Here is a 507-nt window from a genome sequence, read left to right as displayed (position 1 = left end):
TGGCGTATATCAGTTTAGTTCCGGGGTCGAAATACGAACTCACCATAGAGGTGGCTTCGTTGATGCCCGCGATGCCGTTTCCTTGCGCGAAAGCGGAGGCGGTTGCGGCGATGAAAAGTGCCGCGGATAGGATTGCTTTTCTGTTTTTCAAGATGTTCTTGTTCATGAATTGTCCTTGTTTTTTGCCGTCGAAAGGGTGGATAGTCCTTTGTCGGGCGGTTGGTACTCTGTTACTTTACTTTGGTTTTAGTGGATGCCCGTTTGTTTCCACGGACGTGGGCGTGTCCGTTGCGGATGGGGATGCGCCTTGCGTTTCCTCGCCGCGTGGGTTGATGTCATTCTTTCATGTTCATTTCTTTTATTGTTGTCATACATAGTTGCGAATGTCGAACTCCTCGATGTTGTCCGGCACGACGAACTCCTTTTCAGATTTCTTCAGCCGAATCTCGATAAGCCCCTTGATGCGGATGCCTATCTCCGAAGAGCCTTCCATCATTTTCTCGTACA

General features: G+C 49.3%; 1 protein-coding gene. It reads right to left on the bottom strand.

The window, feature by feature from the left end:
* Positions 1-166: DUF4134 family protein (locus FOT55_RS25720; RefSeq protein ID WP_147823512.1), on the bottom strand; the 166-nt coding region annotated here is incomplete at its 3' end.
* Positions 167-507 lie beyond the last annotated feature (341 nt).

It is taken from the genome of Serratia bockelmannii, assembly GCF_008011855.1.
In the GTDB taxonomy this organism is placed as follows: domain Bacteria; phylum Pseudomonadota; class Gammaproteobacteria; order Enterobacterales; family Enterobacteriaceae; genus Serratia; species Serratia bockelmannii.
Note: the sequence above shows the minus strand (reverse complement) of the source record. Positions and strands in the feature narration are given on the sequence as shown.